The sequence below is a fragment of the Ectothiorhodospira sp. 9100 genome (assembly GCF_022227565.1).
Lineage (GTDB): Bacteria > Pseudomonadota > Gammaproteobacteria > Ectothiorhodospirales > Ectothiorhodospiraceae > Ectothiorhodospira > Ectothiorhodospira marina.
Window position 1 is genome coordinate 1 of the sequence record NZ_JAJNAN010000138.1, and the last position, 523, is coordinate 523.

Here is a 523-nt window from a genome sequence, read left to right on the forward strand (position 1 = left end):
GGTCAGGACGAGGACCTGCAAGGCATCAGTCCCGACGATCAGCAGTACGTGGAGGATCTGGGGCTGATCGAGACCCGGCCCCAGGTACGCATCAGCAACCGGATCTATCGGGAGGTGATCCCGAGGGACCTGACCTGGATCATGCAGACCCGTATCCCCAACCAGGAGCAGGAGTGGTACGTCACCTCAAAGGGGCACCTGGACATGCCGAAGTTGCTGCGTGCCTTCCAGCAGTTCTTCCGCGAACAGGCCGATGCCTGGCTGGAGCGCTTTGACTACAAGGAGGCGGGTCCGCAGTTGCTAATGCAGGCGTTCCTGCAGCGGATCGTCAATGGCGGTGGCCGCATCAGCCGGGAATATGGCCTGGGCCGCAAGCGCACGGACCTATTCATTGAATGGCCGACGGACCCGGCCAGGGGTTTTCATGGGCCGATGCAGCGCATTGTCATCGAGCTCAAGCTGCAGCGTGGCGCCCTGGAGGGCGTCATCAGCCAGGGGCTGGTCCAGACGGCCGCCTATGCCA

At 62.9% G+C, this 523-nt stretch carries 1 pseudogene; it reads left to right on the plus strand.

Going from position 1 to position 523, the window contains the following annotated elements:
* Positions 1-523, plus strand: a pseudogene (locus LPW29_RS15335) (hypothetical protein); the annotation flags it as partial.